Here is a 21,761-nt window from a genome sequence, read left to right as displayed (position 1 = left end):
ATCAGGCGCTTTTATCCGCAGAAACAATAATCTGTTGCAGATTGTAAAGGGTAATCAGCGAGCGCAGTTTGTCACTGATGCCTGTAAAGCATGGGGTTATACCCTGTGCACGCGCGATTTCCCGCAAGTGCACCAGCAGGGCGAGACCGGAAGAGTCCACCCGCTCCAGCCCCGCGACGTCGATAGTATCGACATCTTTGATCAGCGTCTCGCGTTGCTGCCACAGGCTCATCAGCGTGTCGCGATCCAGTTCGCCTTTAAGTAATAGCGTGCTGGCTTCCCGCTCCCAGCGTAACGATTCGTGCATTATTGTTGTTTATCCAGCGTGATCGGCTGTGCCGCAGAAGACTTCAGTTGTGCCGTCAGACCATCAATACCTTTGGTACGCAACAAATCGCTCCACTCATTTTGTTTCGTGGTGATCATGCTGACGCCTTCGGCGATCATGTCATAAGCCTGCCATTTCCCGCTCTGGCTATTTTTACGCCACTGGAAATCGAGGCGTACCGGCGGACGTCCATTTGGGTCAATAATGGTGACACGAATAGCGACAATCTGGGCGTCGCCTAACGGCTGTTCGGGCTGAATCTGGTAGCTCTGGCCGTTATAGAGTGCCAGTGCCTGACCATACGCCTGCGCCAGGTAATCACCAAAGGCGCTGAAATAGGCTTCACGCTGAGCAGGTGTTGAGTCACGATAGTAGCGTCCCAGCACTAACGCGCCTGCATATTTAATCTGCACATATGGCAGGAGCTCCTGACGCACAATCTCACGCAGGTAGTTGGGATCCTGCTTGATTTTCGGCTGCTCATTTTTCAGACGGGTGAATGTCTTCTGCGCCGCTTCGTTCATCAGCTTGTAAGGATTGCTCTGATCGGCTGCGGTCGCCGTCAGCGGTACCGCTACCACCAGCATGGCAATCATCAATAAACGTTTAAACATGGTAAACCCTCTTCTTTAAGGTTGAGCCGGTGCCGCAGGCGCAGCACTGTCGCCTTCCTGCGCGTCTTTGGAGTCAGTTTTTTGTTTGTTATCGCCGCTCTTATAAAGGAACTGGCCAATCAGGTCTTCGAGCACCATGGCTGACTTCGTATCACGCAGCGTATCGCCATCTTTCAGCATCGCCGAGCCGAGCTCAGGATCGTCAAAGCCTAAGTTCAGCGCCAGGAACTGCTCACCCAGCAGGCCCTGAGTACGGACAGCCAGCGAGCTGGTATCTGAAATTTTATTCGCATACTGATCGCTGATCTCCATGGTGACACGCGGCAGCAGCGTTTTCGGCTCAAGCGCTATTTCTGTCACCCGGCCAATGACCACACCACCAATTTTGACCGGCGAACTGGCTTTCAGGCCGCCGATATTGTCAAAGGTCGCGTAGAGTTTCCACGTCGGCTCTGTGCCCATCGACTTTAAATCGGCGACGCGCAGACAGAGAAACAATGCGGCGATCAACGCCATAATCATAAAAATGCCAACCCAGATTTCGCTTTTTTTGCTTTGCATTGCATCAATTCCCAAACATCAGTGCTGTCAGCACAAAATCCAACCCGAGCACCGCCAGTGAAGCATGTACTACGGTACGCGTTGTCGCGCGACTGATCCCTTCAGAAGTGGGAATCGCGTCATAGCCATTAAAAAGAGCAATCCAGGTGACCGTTACGGCAAAGACGGCGCTTTTGATGATGCAGTTAACGATATCGGTTCGGAAATCGACCGCGTTCTGCATAGCTGACCAGAAGAAACCGGGATCGATCCCCTTCCAGCTCACGCCAACCAGTGCACCGCCTGCAATACCGACCGCAGTGAAGATCATGGTCAGTAGCGGCATGCTGATAAAACCGGCCCAGAAGCGCGGCGAGACTACCCGGCGCAACGGATCCACCGCCATCATCTCCATACTGGAGAGCTGTTCAGTGGCTTTCATCAGGCCGATTTCAGCCGTCAGTGCCGATCCTGCCCGTCCGGCAAACAGCAGCGCGGTAACAACCGGCCCCAGTTCACGCAGCAAGGAGAGCGCCACCAGCATACCCAGACTGGTTTCTGCACCATAGGTGTTCAGCACCAGATAGCCCTGCAGTCCGAGTACCATGCCGATAAACAGACCTGAAACCACAATAATCAGTAACGACAGTACGCCAACACTATAGAGTTGTTTGATCAGTAGCGGCGTATGTCTGCGGAACGCGGGTTTTCCCACCAGCGCGTGAAACAGCATTAATCCTGCGCGTCCAAAACTGGCGCACGTTTCAATTCCCTGACGACCGAATGACGCCAGCGCCTTCAAGACCATCTGTTTAGTTACTCCCTGAGCCGGTTAAATCAGCGAGATAGTCGCCGGCAGGAAAACGGAAGGGAACCGGACCATCCGCATGGCCATCAATAAACTGGCGCACGCGCGGGTCATTATTCTCTCGCAGTTCCGGCGTGGTGCCGTGTGCGATAATTTTTTGTCCGGCCACGATATAGGCATAGTCCGCAATACTCAGTACTTCCGGTACGTCGTGCGAGACCACAATACAGGTCAGGCCCAGAGCATGGTTAAGTTCGTCGATTAATTTTACCAGCACGCCCATGGTAATGGGATCCTGTCCGACAAAAGGTTCGTCGAACATGATCAGCTCCGGCTCAAGCGCAATTGCACGCGCCAGTGCCACACGGCGTGCCATCCCGCCCGACAGCTCAGCTGGTTTCAGCTGGGCAGCACCGCGCAGACCCACCGCTTCCAGCTTCATTAATACGGTGCTGTGCAGAATCGGTGCAGGCAGACGGGTATGTTCACGCAGCGGCCAGGCCACATTTTCATAGACCGTTAAGTCAGTAAACAGGGCACCAGACTGGAACAGCATGCTCATTTTCTTGCGCGCTTCGTACAATTTAGCGCGTGACAATGACGGAATGTTTTCGCCACGGAAAAAGATTTCACCGCTGGTTGGCTGAAGTTGCCCCCCAATCAGGCGTAGCAGAGTGGTTTTTCCTATCCCCGATGGCCCCATTATCGCCGTGACTTTCCCTTTCGGCACGGTCAGCGAAATGTCGTCGAAGATAGTGCGATCTCCGCGCGAAAAACTCACGCCACGAACCTCAACCAGATTCGTTTGCTGCTGGATCATTATTACCTCTTGTAAGGATCGGGCGTAAACATGGGGTACGATGGTAGCCTGTTCGGTCCTGATTCACGATAGCTTTACAGAAACTTACCGCTAAGATTTGGCGAAAATGGTCATTAAATTTACTTTTGCCGTTCAGGCGGTCAAAATCAGCGCCTGTCTCGCCAAACAGAACCTTAAACCGGTCGGGAAAAGCATTGCCGGCCCGGGTTTTTACGCAAGGATTTTTCATGTTCTTAGCTTCTGCACTGCTGATTATCGGTTTGCTTTTACTGGCATATGGTGCCGATCGTCTGGTGTTTAGCGCCTCAATATTGTGTCGATCTTTTGGCATCCCGCCACTGATTATCGGCATGACCGTTGTCAGCATCGGCACCTCGCTGCCCGAGATGATCCTCTCCTTTTCAGCGGCGCAGCATGGCCAGATGGATCTTGCTGTGGGTACCGCGCTCGGCTCGAATATTACCAACATTTTACTGATCCTCGGTGCCGCTGCGCTCATGCACCCGCTTTACGTCCATTCTAATCTGATACGCCGCGAACTTCCGTTAATGTTGCTGGTTACCCTGCTCAGCGGATTCATGCTGTTTGACAATCAGCTTAGTCGACTGGATGGAATTGGCCTGATCGCCATAGCCGCTATTTATCTGATGGTGGTGATTCGCATTGCACGGAAAGCGGAACAGGACAATAACGACACCCTGACCCGCGAACAGCTGGCCGAACTGCCTCGCGAAGAGAGCGGAAATACAGTGGCCTTTCTCTGGCTGGCCGTCGCGCTGATTATACTGCCGATGTCGACGCGGATGGTGATCGATAATGCGACCGCTTTTGCCGACTACTTTGGCGTCAGTGAACTGGTCATGGGCCTGACGCTTATCGCCGTGGGAACCAGCCTGCCTGAGCTGGCAACGGTCATTGCTGGCGCGCTGAAAGGTGAAGATGATATCGCAATCGGCAATCTGATCGGCGCCAACATTTATAATATTGCCATCGTGCTGGGCCTGCCGGCGCTGATTCATCCTGGCAGCATCGACTATCACGCTTTTGCCCGTGATTATTGGGTGATGCTGGGCGTCAGCGTGCTGTTCGCCCTGCTTTGCCTGCTTCGTCGCCGTCGGGTTGGTCGCACGGCAGGCTTAATTTTACTCTGTGGTTTCTTCGTCTGGGTGACGCTGCTCTGGATGCAGCCGGCATTTATGGACGGTTAACAAGGACAGACTCACTATGTCATATCAGCAACCAACAGCATTTGATTTTCAGCAGGCGGGAAAAACTGTCCTGCGCATCGAGCGTGAAGGACTGGAACAACTCGATCAATATATCAATGACGATTTCGCCCGCGCCTGCGCCCTCATTTATGCCTGTCAGGGAAAAGTGGTGGTCATGGGCATGGGCAAGTCTGGCCATATCGGCAAAAAAATGGCGGCGACCTTTGCCAGTACCGGCACGCCCGCCTTTTTTGTGCATCCGGCTGAAGCCAGCCATGGCGATCTGGGGATGGTGAGCAAAAATGATGTGGTCATCGCCATCTCTAACAGCGGTGAGTCCAGCGAAATTCTTGCGCTGATCCCAGTGTTAAAACGTCAGCATATTTCGCTGATCTGCATCACCGGACGGCCTGACAGCGCGATGGGACGGGTTGCCGATGTGCATCTTTGTGTTCATGTTCCGCAGGAAGCGTGTCCGCTGGGTCTGGCGCCCACCTCCAGCACGACGGCCACGCTGGTGATGGGTGACGCGCTTGCGGTTTCGCTGCTGGAAGCGCGTGGATTCACGGCGGAAGACTTTGCCCTCTCCCATCCTGGCGGTGCGCTGGGCCGCAAGTTGCTGCTGCATGTGGCTGATATCATGCACAGCGGCGATGAGCTGCCGCACGTCACGCGGGATGCTTCACTGCGCGATGCGCTGCTGGAAATTACGCGCAAAAACCTGGGACTGACGGTGATCGTCGACGGTCTGATGAAAATTGAAGGCATCTTTACCGATGGCGACCTGCGCCGCATTTTTGATATGGGCATCGATTTTCAGCGCGCCACCATTGGCGAAGTGATGACGCCGGGTGGCATCCGCGTCCGGCCAAATATGCTGGCGGTTGAAGCCCTGAACCTGATGCAGACCAAAAACATTACCTCGATTCTGGTGGCCGATGACGACCGTCTGCTCGGTGTGGTACATATGCATGACATGCTGCGCGCTGGCGTAGTCTGAACAGGAAGAGAAAATGCAACAGGCAACTCCCCCGATTGAAACCTGCTATGGCCCGGTCAGCGCTGATGTTATGGCACGCGCCAGCAACATTCGTCTGCTGATCTGCGACGTCGACGGCGTGATGTCCGACGGGGTGATCTACATGGGAAATAATGGCGAAGAGCTGAAGGCATTCAACGTGCGGGACGGTTATGGTGTGCGGTGTTTGCTGACCTCTGATGTAGAAGTGGCTATTATTACCGGCCGTAATGCCCGTCTGATGGAAGATCGCTGCAAAACGCTCGGCATCCGTCATCTTTATCAGGGACAATCGGATAAGCTTTTGGCCTATCGTGAACTTCTGGATAAACTGTCTCTTTCCGACGACCAGGTCGCCTATATTGGTGACGATCTGATTGACTGGCCGGTTATGGCGAAGGTGGGATTAAGTGTGGCAGTGGCGGATGCACACCCGATCCTGTTGCCACGCGCCCACTACGTCACGCGGATCGCCGGTGGACGCGGCGCGGTACGCGAAGTATGTGACCTGATATTAATGGCGCAGAACAAATTTGAGGATGCCAAAGGGCAATCAGTATGAGTAAAAGCAGGCGTTGGATAACGCTGATTCTGACCTTGATTGCACTGGTTTTGATCGGCTGGAATCTTACTAACCAGGATGACAATGGCACGCCCGTCGGGCCCGACAGTCAGTCGCCGACCTACACCAGTGCTGATTCACACACTGTGGTTTATAACCCGCAGGGCGCGCTGTCATATAAACTGGTCTCAGACAAAGTGACCTATTTCTCGGATGACGAGCTGAGCTGGTTCGAAAATCCGGTGATGACCACTTATGATGAGAATAAAATCCCTACCTGGACGTTACGCGCCGATAAAGCAAAGCTCACCAAAGATCGTATGCTTTATCTGTATGGCCATGTTGAGCTGAATACGCTGACGCAGGATTCTCAGCTTGAGCGCATTAAAACTGATAACGCACAGATCAACCTTGTCACTCAGGATGTTACCTCTGATGATCAGGTAACATTGTATGGACGCAGTTTTAACTCCACCGGCATGAAAATGCGCGGCAATTTACGGACAAAAAACGCCGAGTTAATCGAGAAGGTCAAAACCTCATATGAAATTCAAAATGAACAAAAATAGCCTGAAGCTTTTACTGGCCAGCATGTTGCTGGCAACCAGCGTTCCGGCGCTTGCCCTGACCGGTGACTCGGATAAGCCCGTCAACATTGACTCGCAGAATCAGGCACTCGATTTGCAGGGCAATGTCGCGACCTTTACCGGCAATGTCATCGTGACGCAGGGTTCAATCAAAATCACGGCGGATAAAGTCGTGGTGACCCGTCCCGGTGGCGACAGCAAGAAAACCATCGTTGATGCCTACGGCAACCCCGCTACGTTCTATCAGATGCAGGACAGCGGCAAGCCGGTTCAGGGCCATGCCTCAAAGCTGCACTACGAACTGGCTAACGACTTCGTTGAACTGACCGGCAATGCGTTCATTGAGCAGCAGGACAGCAACATCAAAGGCGATCGTATTACCTATCTGGTAAAAGAGCAGAAAATGCAGGCTTACAGCCAGGGCCAGAACAAGCGCGTCACTACCGTCCTGGTGCCGTCGCAACTTCAGGATAAAGGTTCGTCCAACAGCGGAAAGAAGAGTAACTGATAGCTATGGCCACATTAATCGCAGAAAACCTGGCGAAGGCATATAAAGGCCGTCGCGTGGTAGAAGATGTCAGTCTGCAGGTAAAGTCCGGCGAGATTGTCGGCCTGCTGGGTCCGAACGGCGCCGGTAAGACCACCACCTTTTACATGGTGGTCGGTATTGTCCCGCGTGACGCTGGCCGTATCATTATTGATGATGAAGATATCAGTATCCTGCCGCTGCATGCCCGAGCGCGTCGTGGCATCGGCTATCTGCCGCAGGAGGCCTCCATTTTCCGTCGCCTCAGCGTCTACGATAACCTGATGGCGGTACTGCAGATTCGTGATGATCTGACAGAAGAGCAACGCCAGGATCGCGCCCGTGAGCTGATGGAAGAGTTTCACATCGAGCACCTGCGCGACAGCATGGGTCAGGCGCTGTCGGGTGGTGAGCGACGTCGTGTTGAGATCGCACGCGCACTGGCCGCTAATCCTAAATTTATCCTGCTGGATGAGCCTTTTGCCGGTGTTGACCCGATCTCCGTTATCGACATCAAGAAAATCATTGAGCATCTGCGTGACAGCGGCCTCGGCGTGCTGATTACCGACCATAACGTGCGTGAAACCTTAGCGGTCTGTGAGCGGGCTTATATTGTCAGCCAGGGACACCTGATTGCGCATGGCACACCCAATGAAATTCTTGCGGATGAGCAGGTTAAGCGGGTTTATTTGGGTGAAGAGTTCAGACTCTGATAAGGTGTCGTTAATACCGATGTTTACCTGGGAACTACCATCCTGTCTATGAAGCAAGGTCTACAACTCAGGTTCAGCCAACAGCTGGCAATGACTCCACAGTTGCAACAGGCGATTCGTCTGCTGCAACTCTCTACGCTTGAACTCCAGCAGGAGTTACAGCTTGCACTCGAAAGCAATCCGCTGCTTGAGCAGACTGATCTGCATGAAGAGATCGACTCCAGGGAATCGCCGGAGTCTGAGGCGCTGGATACACGCGAAGCGCTTGAGCAGAAAGAGATGCCCGATGAACTGCCGCTGGATGCCACCTGGGATGAGATCTACACGGCGGGCACGCCTTCCGGCACTGGCACCGATTATCAGGATGATGAATTACCGGTTTATCAGGGTGAAACGACACAGTCACTGCAGGACTACCTGATGTGGCAGGTTGGATTGACGCCTTTCAGTGATACCGATCGCGCTATTGCCACCTCTATCGTCGATGCTATCGATGACACCGGATATCTCACCGTTTCGCTTGAGGAGATCCTGGACAGTATCGGCAACGATGATCTCGAAGTGGATGAAGTTGAGGCGGTGCTGAAACGCATCCAGCGTTTTGACCCGATGGGTGTTGGTGCGCGCGACCTGCGTGACTGTCTGCTGGTGCAGCTGTCGCAATATGCGCCTGACACACCGATGCTGGCAGAAGCACGCCTGATCGTCAGCGAGCATCTCGACCTGCTGGCCAATCACGATTTCCGTAGCCTGATGCGAGTGACGCGCCTCAAAGAGGATGTACTGAAAGAAGCGATGGTGCTGATTCAGTCGCTGGACCCGCGTCCGGGTCAGTCGATCAATACCAGCGAGCCAGAATATGTCATTCCCGATGTCCTGGTGCGTAAAGTTGGCAGTCGCTGGACGGTTGAACTCAATGCCGACAGCTTGCCACGCCTCAAGATCAATCAGCACTATGCGGCAATGGGCAGTTCAGCGCGCAACGACAGCGACAGTCAGTTTATCCGCAGTAATCTGCAGGAAGCCCGCTGGCTGATTAAGAGTCTGGAAAGCCGCAATGATACGCTGCTGAAAGTAACGCGCTGCATTGTTGAACAACAGCAGGCGTTTTTCGAGCAGGGTGAAGAATTTATGCGTCCGATGGTGCTGGCAGATATCGCCCAGGCTGTTGAGATGCATGAATCGACCATTTCTCGCGTGACTACGCAGAAGTATCTGCACAGTCCCCGTGGCATTTTTGAACTAAAGTACTTTTTCTCCAGTCATGTGAATACGGAAGGTGGAGGCGAAGCCTCCTCAACCGCGATTCGTGCGCTGGTGAAAAAATTAATTTCGGCGGAAAATCCAGCCAAACCCTTGAGCGACAGTAAACTGACCTCAATGTTATCTGATCAGGGGATTATGGTGGCACGGCGTACCGTCGCCAAATATCGTGAGTCTTTATCCATCCCGCCATCGAACCAGCGTAAACAACTGGTTTGAAAGAAATGAGAAGGAAGACCTATGCAGCTGAACCTGACCGGGCAACATGTTGAAATCACACCGCCTCTGCGTGAGTTCGTCAACGGGAAATTTGCCAAACTGGAACACTATTTTGAACATATCAATCAGGTCTATATTGTCCTGAAAGTTGAGAAAGTCACTCAGGTGGCTGATGCAACACTTCACGTGAATGGTGGCGAGCTGCACGCTACATCGGAAGCGGAAGATATGTATGCGGCAATTGATGGGCTGATCGACAAGCTGGCCCGTCAGCTGACCAAACACAAAGATAAACTGAAAAAACACTAATCTTCACGCTAGCAACGCGCGCCTGGCGCGCAGAGCCGACAGGATGGGGCGGATAATCCGCCCCGTTTTGTCATCTGAGTAAGCGCAGCTTGTCTCAGAGGTAATGACGCGCTGGCGGCGAATGGCCTGGTGAACACGCAAGTGAAATGATAATGAACAACGATCTTACACTGGAATTGAGCACAGTGCTTTCGCCAGACTGCACCCGCAGCGGCGTACACTGCCAGAGCAAAAAACGTGCGCTGGAAATCATCAGCGAACTGGCCGCTAAGCAGCTCAACCTGCCGCACCAGACGCTTTTCGAAGCGATCCTGACCCGCGAACGCATGGGCAGTACCGGTATTGGCAATGGGATCGCAATCCCTCACGGCAAGCTGGAAGAGGATACGCTGCGCGCGGTTGGGGTCTTTATCAGCCTCGAACAGCCGATTGCATTTGATGCCGTCGACAACCAGCCGGTCGATCTGTTGTTTGCTTTACTGGTCCCGGCCGACCAGTGCAAAACACACCTGCACACCCTGTCACTGGTGGCGAAACGTCTGGCAGATAAAACGGTCTGCCGTCGTCTGCGCGCTGCCCAAAGTGATGAAGAGCTCTACGCCATTATTACGGAAATCCAGACAGAGCAGTAACACGTCTTTACCGGCCAGGTGCCGGTTTTAAAACGGGAGAAAAGGTCATGGTGCTGATGATCGTTAGCGGTCGTTCAGGCTCGGGGAAGTCAGTGGCGCTCCGTGCGCTGGAAGATATGGGGTTCTACTGTGTTGATAACCTGCCGGTCGTGCTACTGCCCGAGTTAGCTAACTCGCTGGCGGAGCGTAATATTTCGGCAGCAGTCAGCATTGATGTGCGTAACATGCCAGAATCTCCGGAAATTTTTGAAACCGCGCTGAATAACCTGCCTGACTCATTTTCACCTCAGCTGCTGTTCCTGGACGCCGATCGTAATACGCTGATTCGTCGGTACAGCGATACGCGCCGTCTGCATCCCCTTTCCAGCAAGAATCTGTCGCTGGAGAGCGCGATTGACGAAGAGAGCGATCTGCTGGAGCCATTGCGTTCGCGGGCCGATCTCATCATCGACACCTCAGAGATGTCAGTGCACGAGCTGGCCGAGATGCTGCGTACCCGCCTGCTGGGTAAACGTGAACGTGAGCTGACCATGGTGTTTGAATCCTTTGGCTTCAAACATGGCATCCCTATTGACGCTGACTATGTGTTTGACGTGCGCTTTCTGCCCAATCCCCATTGGGATCCCAAGCTGCGGCCGATGACTGGCCTCGATCGCCCGGTGGCGGCCTTTCTTGATCGCCATACAGAAGTGCATAACTTTATCTACCAGACGCGCAGCTACCTTGAACTCTGGTTGCCGATGCTGGAAACCAACAACCGTAGCTATCTTACCGTAGCGATTGGCTGCACTGGTGGCAAACACCGCTCAGTCTATATCGCTGAACAGCTTGCGGATTACTTCCGTTCGCGTGGTAAGAATGTACAGTCACGCCATCGTACGCTGGAAAAGCGCAAATCATGACCGTCAGACAAACTGTAGAAATTAAAAATAAGCTGGGCATGCACGCCCGTCCGGCAATGAAGTTATTTGAGCTGGTGCAGAGCTTTGATGCCGAAGTGTTGCTGCGCAATGAAGCGGGCACGGAAGCTGAAGCCAGCAGCGTGATTGCGCTGCTGATGCTCGACTCAGCCAAAGGCGGACACATCGAAATTGAAGCCAGCGGGCCGGAGGAAGTCCCGGCGCTGGCTGCGGTCATTGAGCTATTTGAAGCGGGTTTCGACGAAGATTAAGGCCTAGTCGAGTTTGTTACGCTGTAAAAAACCTTCTCCGCCAAGCTGGCGCATCTGACGCAGTATCCACTGTTGCCGTTCTCTGACATAACCTGAGGGGGCAGCAGCACGATAACGAATCGGATTGGGCAAAACCGCCGCCAGCAAAGCAGCATCTGCTGCCGTAAGCCGGCTGGCAGGTTTATGGAAATAGTGCTGTGAAGCCGCTTCAACGCCAAAGATACCCGGCCCGAACTCCGCGATATTGAGATAGACGGTCAGAATGCGTCGCTTAGTCCAGGCCGTCTCAATCCCGACTGTCAAACCCGCCTCCAGACCTTTGCGGATCCAGCTGCGGCCATCCCAGAGAAACAGATTTTTCGCCGTCTGTTGTGACAGCGTGGACGCTCCGCGCATCCGGCTGTCGCTGTTATCCAGTACAGATTCAATTGCCGCAACATCGAAGCCCCAATGCTCAGGAAACTTTTGATCTTCTGAGGCGATAACCGCCAGTCCCATCCAGGGCGACATTTCGTCATGGCCGACCCAGTCTGAATGGGCGACATAACTAAAATCACCGTATAACCAGGCACCTATCTGTCGTTCAGCCATCACGGCTGAAAACGGCACCGGCAGGAATGAAAAGAGTAAAATACCTGCCAGCCATGCGCCCAGCCATACCAATACGATTCGACCAACAATCCGTCTGATACGCTGTCCGACGCTTCCTTTATGCTTGTTCATGCAATCTTCCCACACTTGTTCCAGACGTTAATCAATCACTCATGTAATCACTGCCACTAACACAGGCTTTTTACGATTATCGCTGAAAACGGGACGACAGTTTCCAGACTTTATTCAATCATTTTGCATCAAAATGCTGCAACAGTTCGAAATAGTTCAAGGACTTCCGTAAAAAAGGAATCGGTTCCATTGCTTACCTTTGCTTAGGCGCTTTCCAGATAAACAGTTAATAAAGAGTAATAAGCGCCGGATTGAATCATTCGCTACATTTAACTATTATTTTTTTCTTAATCAGATGCAGTTTAAACCTTAATCAGAATCTTCGTTATAACGCTCAAATAAACAGCGCTTAACTGACTCCCTCCTGGCCATTATGGCACTGTTGGCTTCCTTTAAAGCCTCAGGTGTGCAGACGGGAAAAGGAGAAAGTTTTAGATTCTTTTTAATCATTCCAAATCGTTTTGGATAATTCGTATCATTTCAGGCTGTGTGCTTGCAATATCAGCGCGTTAGCCACACTGGAGAGGTGAATGTTAACGCGGCTTCACTTTACTGCAGCGCAGACTCTGCGTCCCAGTCTGACAGCCTTAAAACTACACGAAAAAGAGCAAATATGGTCAAAACACCATCAATACAGCGTGTAAAATGATTCCTTACTTGACTGTGTTGGCAAATTAATGTTTTCTGTATTTAAACGCTGCTCAATATCACAAATTTTAATGAATCTTGTCGCACGAGAAGATGAATTTGCTAAGGTGATAACAGTGTTAACCAATACCCTGCGGCTGCATTAATTATTCATATCATAGCGGTCGCAATGATTTCCCTGGTGTTGGCGCAGTATTCGCGCACCCCGGCCTCGGCTGGGGTCATTTTTTTCCGGGATATCACTTCTCCTGCTCTGATACCCAGTCACGCAGTACCTGCACATCATGTCGCCACTCCTGTTTCAACTCATCGATCCATTCAACAACATTGTCCCACCATGCCGGTAACTCCGGACTCTGAATCTGTTTCGCCAGCATCTGCAAACGCTGCAGCCCTACTGAACCCGCCGCACCTTTAATTTTGTGGCCTTCTTCAGCAATCCCTTTCTGATCTCGGGCCATCAGATTGGATTCCAGAACCGCAAGATAGTCTGGCATCATTTTTTCAAACATCGTCAGACTTTGGGTTATCAGACCGGGGCCGACCAGTTCGATATACTGTTCGAGCATGGCAACATCCAGCAGCATCCGACTTTTGTCGTCGCTGACATCAAGCGTTTCTTCTTCCGCTTCTGCCTGATAATTCCAGTACTTTTTAATCATCGCAGTCAGTGCTGGCACCGCAAGAGGCTTGCTAAGCACGTCATCCATGCCTGCGTCGAAGTACTCTTTTTTGTCTTTGAGAACATTGGCGGTAAGTGCAACCAGCGGTGGCAGATGTGTTCCCTGATACTGCTGGCGAATCGCACGCGAGACATCCAGCCCGGTCATATCAGGCAATTGAATATCCAGCAGCACCAGATCAAACTCCAGCGGGTCAAACATCGCCAGCGCCTCACTGCCGGTCATGGCGACCTCAACGCTACAGCCCAGCTTTTCCAGTACTGAGCGCGCCACAATCACGTTGAGCTCAATATCTTCGACTAACAGTACGTGCAGTGCAGGCAGTGGCAGGCTGTCATCCACACCTTCGTCCTCCACCTCTTCAGCAATACGCGGGGCTTTGATTTCAACGGTGAAGCATGAACCTTGTCCTGGTGCACTGTGAACCCGGATATCCCCGCCCATCGCCTGCGCCAGTCGGCGTGATACCGCCAGCCCGATACCGGTACCAGTTGCGGGTTTGCCGCCATGCTGGTCTTTAACCTGATAGTACATGGCAAAAATCTTGTCCTGCTCGTCCTGGCGAATCCCCATGCCGGAGTCCTGCACCTCGAAGCGCAGCGTCTCGTCCTGCTCATAGGTGACCCGCACGACAATTTCACCCTGTTGGGTAAATTTCACTGCGTTACCAATCAGGTTCCACAGAATCTGGCGCAAGCGGGTCCCGTCGGTGGAAATCATATGCGGCAGTGGCAGTTGCGGCGCGAGCACAAATTTCAGCCCTTTTGGCTGTGCCAGCAGGCCGGAAAGATTTTCCAAATCGGCCAGGAAGCCGGTGAAATCAAGCGGCTGATTATCCAGTTGCACTTTACGGCGTTCGATTTTGTCCACCTCAATGACATCATTAAAGATGTTGCCCAGCGTGATAGCAGAGACGTGGATGGTTTTCAGGTATTTCAGCTGTTCCTGATTAAGGTCGGTATCCAGCAGAATACGGCTCAGGCCAACAATGCCATTAAGCGGCGTACGAAGCTCGTGGCTGATCGTAGAGATAAAGGTGGTCTTCTCCCGGCTGGCGTTCTCTAACGCGTCCTGATAGCGCTTACGCTCGGTTATATCGCGGCCAAAACCCATTAGCCCGCTGCGCTTACCCACCCGGTCGTAATAAGGCACTTTACGGATCTCGAAACAGGCTTTGCGCCCGTCGGGATATTGCAGCCACTGTTCATAGGTCAGCGAGACGTTGTGGCGGAATACTTTTTCATCTGTTTCAAGCACCTTCGTTGCCGCTTCATCATCGTAGATATCACGTGGAGTCAGGCCGATCAGCTGCTTTTCGCTTTTGCCGGTCAGTAATTCCATTGCACGGTTACAGCCGGAGAACTGTTTATCGATGTTGCGATAGAAAACCAGGTCTGGCGAAGCATCCAGGAATGAGCGCAGGAAGGAAGATTGCTGCTCCAGCTCAATCTGTGCCTGCTCACGACGCGTCACCTCTTCACGCAACTTGTCCATCACCTGCTCACGAGCCAGCTCCGCCTTTTTACGGTCGCTGATCTCCTGATTCAGCTGCGTAATGGTCTCTTTCATCTGCTGATTGAGTTCCAGATCACGTGTGCGCATCTCTTCCAGCTTGTCCACCAGCCTGGCCAGTCGTTGTCGTGACTCTTCAAGCTGATCGACCACGACGGACAGGAAATAGACTGCCCAGGGCGTAATCAGCAGCCCGAAGAAGACCGAACGCACCACGTCAATACTCTCAACATGGCCCCGCAGCACCATCGTGACCGCCATCTGGACAATCATCGCCAGCACCACCAGCGCAGACGCCAGCAGCAGCGAAAACCTCACCAAACCCAGCTTGACCATTAAATCAACGTAGTACTGCGCCAACAGACGAATTTGTTTCATAACAACTCCCCGGATGAGAAACAGCCTCATAATAGCGCAGTTACCCTGCTGACGTCGCAGCACGTCGCAGGGAGAAGCGGGATAAAACGCCCTGTTATGGTGCATCCGCGCGGCCGATCGGCGACGTTAAGGACAAAGCGGTTAAAACCCTTGACTGACTGTGCCAAATGAATAATCTGTAAGGCCGCCAGCGAATCACCGATTTCTCTGTCCGGCCTTTTTTCAATATCCTGGCAGCCTCCTGCTGCGCAGGCACACCTTTCATATATGCATACTCATTCATCTTTAATGATGTTTTACGCACGCTCATCCTGATTAATTTTTCTTATAACCAATGGCTGTTTCATTCAAATAGTCGGACATAAGAAAAACAGATACATGCTATGCATCAACGGTGTTGAACAGCATTTAATGCTGTCTAACACCCCGTCACCAGCATGGTGCAGAGATCTGATGCCTGCACTACAGTGAGTCAGTTCACATTTATCGGCCGATCGACGGGTGCCAAAGTGATACATTTTAAACCATAAAAATCATTTAATTCATAAAGTTATATACATTAAACACCTGATTACCCCGTCTGACCACGCCATTTGACCTCATTACGCTTTCCCGATAAGTTGGAAATCCGCTGAAAGCTTTCCAGACGGGCCATTGTCTCGGCATATCTATGCAACAAGAAGACTCCCGCGTGGTTTAAGTCATCTCCTTTAAGAGACCGGAAATCAGAGAGCAGCTCAATTAAGGACGTTTTACCGATGTCTGGAGAGAAATGCTCAGGGCTATGACGCGCGCTCGACAGAGCATGGCGATGAAAATGATAGCGCCCCAGTGCGCCCAGACCCTGAATCAGTGCAGGTAATGTCAAAGCAGTTTAAGGAGACCCTCAATGTCCACTAAAAAACCTCAATCCTATGGCTTGTATGATCCGACAGCAGGCAGTGACAGCTGTGGTGTAGGTTTCATTACGCGTAAGGACGGCGAGCAGACCCACGAGATTCTGCAGATGGCACACAGCGCTCTGTGTACCGTGCCTCACCGCGGCGGTATGTCCGCGGAAGGCGTCGGCGATGGCGCGGGGGTCAACGTTGATCTGTCGCTGCACTTCTTCCGCAAAATTACCGGCCAGCCGCTGGAAGCGGGTCGCTTTGGTGTCGGCAACTTCTTCGTGCCAAAAGATGCCGGGCTGCGCGCGAATGCCGAACGTCTGGTGGATGAGGCACTCAGCAGCTTTGGCCTGCCGGTGATCATGAAACGCGACATGCCGCTCGACAGTAGCGTGACGCGCCCGGCCGCCGTGCAGTTTCAGCTACCGATTTTGCAGTGGATTTTCACTGCGCCAGAGGACGTGGTCGACCAGAACGACTTCGAAAAACGTATCTACCGCGCCCTGCTGACCATTGAAGCCCGTGCGTTTACCGAAAGCGAATTTGGCGGTCTTTATCCGCTGTCGCTGTCATCACGCACCCAGGTGTTTAAAGCCCGTCTGAATTCCAATGAAGTGATCCCTTACTTCAAAGATCTGACCGATCCGGACCATCAGGTACGCGGGCTGTTCTTCCATACCCGCTTCTCCACTAACACCGATCCGCATACCACCATGGCACAACCGTTCCGCCTGATGGCGCATAACGGTGAACTGAACACTGACCGCAAAAACCGCATCGCCGAGTCGGCGCTGGCGCTGGCGCGTGGCAAGAAAATCGTCCGGCCAAAAGGCCAGTCTGACAGTTCGCGTCTGGATCAGAGCATCCACAGCCGTCTGATGGAAGATAACCTCGATCTGATCACGGCCGTTGTCTCGATGATGCCGCCCGCCTGGGAAAACGACAGTTCACTGCCGACAGAAGTGCGCGACATGCTGGAGTATTTCTCGCTGTATGAAGAGAAGAACGACGGCCCTGCAGCATTAATCTTTGGCAATGGCGAAGTCATTGGTGCTCGTCTGGACCGTCTTGGCCTGCGTCCACTGCGTTCAGTCGAAACGGCTGAGTATATCGGTGCAATGTCAGAAGCCGGACAGATCGCGTTTCCACCTGAAAGCGTGTTGCGTCGTGGCCGAATCGAAGCGGGCGGCATGCTCTATTTCGATCATCGTGAAAAACGCAGCTACACCACGCTGCAGGCGCTGGAAAAACTGGCTGCAGAGAAAGATTATTCTGCGTTGCTTCGCGAAGCGCGCGTCGGTCTTGACGATCTGCCTGAGATCCCGGCAGAACAGCAGGGTTCACCGTTGCGTTATCGTGGCGACCTGAAAACCTATCAGCGCTTTGTTGCCTACTACTACAACCAGGAAAGCTTCAAGTTCATGATGGACCCGATGCTGAACACTGGCGCAGAGAAGATCTCTGCGATGGGTTACGGTAACGCCATCAATGGCTTATCCGATCATGAAGGCGGCATGGCGCACTACTTCTCTCAGCGCTTTGCTCAGGTGACCAACCCACCGCTGGACTCTATCCGCGAAGTGGACGGTATGACGCTGCGCGTCGCGCTGGGCGCAAAACCGCATCTGGGCCGCAGCAAAGGCCGTCAGATTGTGGTGCCGAGCCCCATCCTCAGCCACCTTGATATGCTGCGTTTACGTGAGCAGAAAATCGCGCCTTATGCCCGCTTTGAAATGCTCTATGAGCCCGTGATCGGTAAAGATTTGCTGAGCACCACGGCTAACGCGAATGCGCTGGAAAAAGCGATTGATGACCTGGCGCAACAGGTAGTGGATTTTGCCCGCTCTCAGGGTGGCATTGCCGTACTGACCGATCGCCACATCTCGTCGAAACACGCTGCAATCCCGATGTTGCTGGTGGTATCCGCCATTAACCAGCGTCTGGTGCAGGAAGGCCTGCGTCTGGATGTTTCTCTGGTGGTGGAGAGCGGCCAGAGCATCTCTTCGCACCACATTGCCGCCACACTTGGTTTCGGCGCTTCCGCTATCTACCCACTGGGCGTACAGATGCGCGCAGAGGAGAAATTTGGTGAAGGTGAAGAAGGCAACAAAGCCTTTAAACGCTATGCCAAAGCGGCTGAAAAAGCGCTGATGAAAACCATGGGCAAAGTGGGCCTCTGTACCGTTGAGAGCTACAGCAGCGGCGAGTTCTTTGAGCCAAACTTCCTCAACACCGATGATCCGGTGTTGAAAAAGTATTTCCCGAATATCAGAACACCGGTGGGTGGCGCAGGCTTCGCAGCAATCGCGGCGATGGCAGTAGACTGGCACCAGAGCGCACTGAAGATTCAGGGTGAATCTGAAGTGCCATTGCTGGGCCTGTTTAAAGAGCGTGCAGAAGGCGCGGGGCACTCTTACGGCACCATCGCCGTACGTACTTTCATCGACATGACTGAAGAGCCGATTCGCTTTGCCGACAAAGCGCGCGAAGAGGACAACTTTATCCGCCTGATGACGCTGGCAAAACTGGATAACGCGTTTGGCATCAAGCCCGAAACGTTCAAAGACAGCAGCTTCGAGCGCATCCCGGATGACGTCATCAACAATTTTGCCATTACTGCCGATTATCGTCAGTTCTCAAGCCTGATGTACGAAGAGCGTAAACGTCGTCCGGCGGCCCTGCGCGACATCCTGACCTTCCCGGCTGATTTGACACACATCGACAGCGAAGCGGAGTTCCGTCGCAAACTGGGACGCTACTCACTGACCAACAACGGCTTTGCGATTCGCGGCATGGTGTGTGAAGCGGTGGATGGCAGCCTGAATCACTTCATGCTGCGTCTGACCGATGCCATTGAAGGGCTGAAGCCAGAGAGTGAGCGCCTGCAGAACCTGTCACGCGCCCTGAAGTTCCGCTTCGGCGATGATATTGAGAGCAGCGAAGTGGTTGAAGGGGGTCTGAAAGTGACCGCGTACGGTAAAGCGGCTGATTATCTGTCACGTATCTTCACCACCCTGCCCTCACTGCCCCTGAGCGACGTACAGCCAGCCTGTGAAATTACCCGTACCTTTGCCTCCGGCGCGATGAGCCACGGTGCGCTGGTCGCGCCTGCTCATGAAGCGGTTGCACACGGCACAAATATGGTCGGCGGCATGAGTAACTGCGGTGAAGGCGGTGAGCACTACTCCCGCCATGGCACTATTCGTGCCTCCCGTATCAAACAGCTGGCTTCCGGTCGTTTCGGCGTCTGGGCTGCCTATCTGGCAGATCCAATGCTGGAAGAGCTGGAGATCAAAATTGGTCAGGGTGCGAAGCCTGGCGAAGGCGGACAGTTACCGGCAGCCAAAGTCACGGTAGAGATTGCGGCTGCGCGTGGCGGCACGCCTGGCGTTGAGCTGGTTTCTCCACCGCCACACCATGACACCTACTCCATCGAAGATCTGGCGCAGTTAATCCACGACTGTAAAGCCGCGCGGGTGCGCGTTATCGTCAAACTGGTCTCGTCTGAAGGCATCGGCACCATCGCGGTTGGCGTAGCCAAAGCCGGTGCAGATGTGATTAACGTGGCGGGTAACACCGGCGGTACCGGCGCAGCGTCTGTCACCAGTCTGAAATACACTGGACGTGTAGCCGAAATCGGCATCGCTGAAGTCCACCAGGCGCTGTGCGCCAATGGTCTGCGCGATAAAGTCCTGCTGCGCTGCTCTGGCGCGCAACAAACCGGCAGCGATGTCGTGAAATCTGCCCTGCTGGGCGGCGACAGTTTCGAGTTCGGCACGACCGCGCTGATGATGCTGAAATGCGTGATGGCGAAGAACTGTAATGTGAAGTGCCCGGCTGGCTTAACCACCAATGCCGAAGCCTTTGATGGCGATCCACGTCAGCTGGCGCAGTACTTCCTCAACGTGGCGCATGAAGTGCGTGAGATCCTGGCACGTATGGGTCTGCGTTCTTTGCGTGAAGCGCGCGGTCGCTCTGACCTGCTGCACCTGATGGATCACCCGCTGGAAGTGGGCAAACTCGACTTACGCGCCATGCTCACCGTGGTGCCTGAACTGAAAATCGACAAGCCGGTTTATCTGGAAAAAGATTTTGAACTGGATGATGGCTGGATTGAGCAGCTGAAACTGTCGCTGGTGGAGCAGGGAAATCCTGACGTCGCACTGGGCGATGGCATCGTGCTGAATAACCGCAACAAAAGTGTCGGTGGTCAGCTGGCTATCGATATCGAACGCATGCTGAACCATCAGTTGAGCGCGGAGCAGTTAAACCTGATGCCTGCTGTCATGACTGACGATCGCGGTCGCCGCTATCTGGCGCCTGAGAGCGTAAAAATTTCCACAACCGGCTCTGCCGGCCAGTCATTTGGCGCATTCTGCAACGATGGCATGCAGCTGGCCCACTATGGCACCTGTAATGATGGTGTCGGCAAAGGACAGTGTGGCGGCGAACTGATTGTGATGTCGCCGGGTGGCGGCGCGCAGGATGCTGATGGCAACGTGCTGATTGGTAACTTTGCGCTGTTCGGTGCAACCGGCGGACGTCTGTTCGTACAGGGCCAGGCCGGTGACCGCTTCGCGGTGCGTAACTCAGGTGCAACCGCCGTCGTTGAAGGCGTGGGTGACTTCTGCTGTGAATATATGACCAACGGCGCCATTCTTAACCTGGGCACCTTTGGTAAAGGATTTGGCAACGGCATGAGTGGCGGCTTTGCCTACCAGTACGATCCCTACGGATCGCTGGCAAGCCACGCTGCCGGGGACTCTGTGCGGTTTGGCTCCATTGCCGATCAGGATGAGATGGCGCAGGTGCACAAGCAGGCGGTACTGACCATGCTCAACTGGCATCTTGAGGCAACGAAATCGCCACGTGCTGCCTGGCTGCTGGAAAACTGGGAAACAGAGTGTCATCACTTTGTTTATGTGATGCCACGTTCGCTGCTGCTCTATCAGGATGGCGGTGAGATCCTGAAAGCCAAGAGCCGTAAAGATCTGCTCGAAGAGCTATCAACGGCGCTGGCAGGCCATCAGGTTGCCAAGTTTAAAGCCGCGTGGCGTCAGGGTAAAACCATCGCCAACGGTGCCGTACCAGCCTATGGCGCGACCGATACGCAGGAGATGTTTGTCCTGCTGAACAACTACACCGTGCTGAGCTTTGCCCAGCAACTGGCACTGGCAAAATTGCCGAAAGGCACGCCGGTTGAAGATCCGGCGGTAGAAAAAGCGGTGCGTAATCTGCTGATGACAGAAGACTTTTCGCTGGTCAGTAAGCTGCAGCGTCATGCCCGTTCCGCCATCGAGAGTTACAGCGATGACGAACTGGCGAGTCTGATTGGGACCAAACGCATGTCAGATTATAAAGCGGCGCTGACGCAACGTAACATCCGCTCCATGGACAGCCTGGCAACCTACGGCTGGATCATGTATCAGGATGCCTGTAACCGGGAAGTGCTGGGTCATCTGCCTGACTTTGAAGAGCTGTTTGCACGTGCGGCATTGCCGGAAATCGCTGCTGCGGTGGGTAAACTCTCCTGACAGTGATACTGATCAGGCTGAACTGAATATTATTAATTGATCATTGCCCGGATTAATCGTTGTACCGGACAGATGCCG

Annotated in this window: 20 protein-coding genes; 12 read left to right on the top strand and 8 right to left on the bottom strand. The window is 53.4% G+C overall.

Annotated features, from left to right (window positions below; genetic code table 11):
* Position 1: 1 nt before the first annotated feature.
* The 6 genes from mlaB to LQK91_RS11295 are packed head-to-tail and all read right to left on the bottom strand — an operon-like array spanning position 2 to position 3,339.
* On the bottom strand, positions 2–307 hold the full coding sequence (gene mlaB / locus LQK91_RS11320; RefSeq protein ID WP_008925413.1) for a lipid asymmetry maintenance protein MlaB: 306 nt from the start codon (positions 305–307) through the stop codon (positions 2–4).
* On the bottom strand, positions 307–942 hold the full coding sequence (mlaC, locus tag LQK91_RS11315) for a phospholipid-binding protein MlaC (RefSeq protein ID WP_008925412.1): 636 nt from the start codon (positions 940–942) through the stop codon (positions 307–309). The genes mlaB and mlaC overlap by 1 nt, the downstream gene beginning before the upstream one ends.
* Positions 943–957: 15 nt before the next feature.
* Entirely contained in the window at positions 958–1,503 is a 546-nt protein-coding gene (mlaD, locus tag LQK91_RS11310; protein WP_008925411.1) for an outer membrane lipid asymmetry maintenance protein MlaD, read from the bottom strand.
* Positions 1,504–1,507: 4 nt separating this feature from the next.
* Entirely contained in the window at positions 1,508–2,290 is a 783-nt protein-coding gene (mlaE, locus tag LQK91_RS11305) for a lipid asymmetry maintenance ABC transporter permease subunit MlaE (RefSeq protein WP_078804847.1), read from the bottom strand.
* A gap of 4 nt (positions 2,291–2,294) precedes the next feature.
* The gene (gene mlaF, locus LQK91_RS11300; RefSeq protein ID WP_008925409.1) at positions 2,295–3,110 is read right to left on the bottom strand and encodes a phospholipid ABC transporter ATP-binding protein MlaF; all 816 of its coding nucleotides are present in this window, start codon (positions 3,108–3,110) and stop codon (positions 2,295–2,297) included.
* A complete protein-coding gene (locus LQK91_RS11295) occupies positions 3,082–3,339 on the bottom strand; it encodes a hypothetical protein (protein WP_128755139.1) in 258 nt (85 codons plus the stop codon). Before LQK91_RS11295 ends, mlaF begins: the two co-directional genes overlap by 29 nt.
* Between LQK91_RS11295 and LQK91_RS11290 the strand changes: the two genes are divergently transcribed.
* From LQK91_RS11290 to npr, 11 genes are all read left to right on the top strand, one after another.
* A complete protein-coding gene (locus LQK91_RS11290) occupies positions 3,338–4,318 on the top strand; it encodes a calcium/sodium antiporter (RefSeq protein WP_003851100.1) in 981 nt (326 codons plus the stop codon). The two genes, LQK91_RS11295 and LQK91_RS11290, sit on opposite strands and share 2 nt — an antisense overlap.
* Positions 4,319–4,334: 16 nt before the next feature.
* Positions 4,335–5,318: an arabinose-5-phosphate isomerase KdsD gene (kdsD, locus tag LQK91_RS11285; RefSeq protein ID WP_003851102.1), complete on the top strand. Its 984-nt coding sequence runs from the start codon at positions 4,335–4,337 to the stop codon at positions 5,316–5,318.
* Positions 5,319–5,331: 13 nt separating this feature from the next.
* Positions 5,332–5,898, top strand: coding sequence for a 3-deoxy-manno-octulosonate-8-phosphatase KdsC (kdsC, locus tag LQK91_RS11280; RefSeq protein ID WP_003851104.1), 567 nt, complete (start codon positions 5,332–5,334; stop codon positions 5,896–5,898).
* Entirely contained in the window at positions 5,895–6,467 is a 573-nt protein-coding gene (gene lptC, locus LQK91_RS11275; protein WP_008925408.1) for an LPS export ABC transporter periplasmic protein LptC, read from the top strand. The genes kdsC and lptC overlap by 4 nt, the downstream gene beginning before the upstream one ends.
* Positions 6,442–6,993: a lipopolysaccharide ABC transporter substrate-binding protein LptA gene (lptA, locus tag LQK91_RS11270; RefSeq protein ID WP_033762313.1), complete on the top strand. Its 552-nt coding sequence runs from the start codon at positions 6,442–6,444 to the stop codon at positions 6,991–6,993. The genes lptC and lptA overlap by 26 nt, the downstream gene beginning before the upstream one ends.
* A gap of 5 nt (positions 6,994–6,998) precedes the next feature.
* Positions 6,999–7,724, top strand: a complete 726-nt coding sequence (lptB, locus tag LQK91_RS11265) for an LPS export ABC transporter ATP-binding protein (RefSeq protein ID WP_003851107.1) — start codon at positions 6,999–7,001, stop codon at positions 7,722–7,724.
* Positions 7,725–7,772: 48 nt separating this feature from the next.
* On the top strand, positions 7,773–9,206 hold the full coding sequence (gene rpoN / locus LQK91_RS11260; RefSeq protein ID WP_008925406.1) for an RNA polymerase factor sigma-54: 1,434 nt from the start codon (positions 7,773–7,775) through the stop codon (positions 9,204–9,206).
* Between the two features lie 21 nt (positions 9,207–9,227).
* On the top strand, positions 9,228–9,515 hold the full coding sequence (hpf, locus tag LQK91_RS11255) for a ribosome hibernation promoting factor (RefSeq protein ID WP_003851111.1): 288 nt from the start codon (positions 9,228–9,230) through the stop codon (positions 9,513–9,515).
* 152 nt (positions 9,516–9,667) lie between these two features.
* On the top strand, positions 9,668–10,147 hold the full coding sequence (gene ptsN, locus LQK91_RS11250; protein WP_008925405.1) for a PTS IIA-like nitrogen regulatory protein PtsN: 480 nt from the start codon (positions 9,668–9,670) through the stop codon (positions 10,145–10,147).
* A gap of 47 nt (positions 10,148–10,194) precedes the next feature.
* Positions 10,195–11,049, top strand: a complete 855-nt coding sequence (rapZ, locus tag LQK91_RS11245; RefSeq protein ID WP_003851114.1) for an RNase adapter RapZ — start codon at positions 10,195–10,197, stop codon at positions 11,047–11,049.
* A complete protein-coding gene (gene npr / locus LQK91_RS11240; protein WP_003851116.1) occupies positions 11,046–11,318 on the top strand; it encodes a PTS phosphocarrier protein NPr in 273 nt (90 codons plus the stop codon). Before rapZ ends, npr begins: the two co-directional genes overlap by 4 nt.
* Before the next feature lie 3 nt (positions 11,319–11,321).
* Here npr and mtgA read toward each other — a convergent pair whose 3' ends face one another.
* Entirely contained in the window at positions 11,322–12,041 is a 720-nt protein-coding gene (mtgA, locus tag LQK91_RS11235; RefSeq protein WP_105099502.1) for a monofunctional biosynthetic peptidoglycan transglycosylase, read from the bottom strand.
* 887 nt (positions 12,042–12,928) lie between these two features.
* Entirely contained in the window at positions 12,929–15,262 is a 2,334-nt protein-coding gene (arcB, locus tag LQK91_RS11230) for an aerobic respiration two-component sensor histidine kinase ArcB (protein WP_105099501.1), read from the bottom strand.
* An 889-nt stretch (positions 15,263–16,151) separates the two neighbouring features.
* Between arcB and LQK91_RS11225 the strand changes: the two genes are divergently transcribed.
* Positions 16,152–21,683: a glutamate synthase-related protein gene (locus LQK91_RS11225; RefSeq protein ID WP_105099500.1), complete on the top strand. Its 5,532-nt coding sequence runs from the start codon at positions 16,152–16,154 to the stop codon at positions 21,681–21,683.
* The last annotated feature ends 78 nt before the right edge of the window (positions 21,684–21,761 follow it).

It is taken from the genome of Pantoea sp. MHSD4, assembly GCF_021043305.1.
GTDB lineage: Bacteria > Pseudomonadota > Gammaproteobacteria > Enterobacterales > Enterobacteriaceae > Pantoea > Pantoea eucalypti.
Note: the sequence above shows the minus strand (reverse complement) of the source record. Positions and strands in the feature narration are given on the sequence as shown.